Genomic DNA, 319 nt, shown 5'->3' with positions numbered 1-319 from the left:
CGATGCCTTCCACGTCGAAGGTCGGGTCGGCTTCGGCATAACCCAGGGCCTGGGCTTCGGCCAGCACGTCTTCGAACGTACGGCCCTTTTCGCGCATTTCGGTGAGAATGAAGTTACCGGTGCCGTTGATGATGCCGGCCACCCAATTGATGCGGTTGGCGGACAGGCCTTCACGAATCGCCTTGATCACCGGGATACCGCCGGCCACCGCCGCTTCGAACGCCACGATCACGCCCTTCTCACGCGCCTTGGCGAAGATCTCGTTGCCGTGCACGGCGATCAGCGCCTTGTTGGCGGTGACCACATGCTTGCCGTTCTC

At 62.4% G+C, this 319-nt stretch carries 1 pseudogene; it reads right to left on the bottom strand.

The window, feature by feature from the left end:
- A pseudogene (locus AC0L3U_RS38915) lies at positions 1 to 319 on the bottom strand (homoserine dehydrogenase); the annotation flags it as partial.

The sequence above is a fragment of the Bradyrhizobium sp. Kon69 genome, assembly GCF_055807515.1.
The sequence above is the reverse complement of the archived record's forward strand: the minus strand, read 5'-3'. Positions and strand labels throughout refer to the sequence as shown.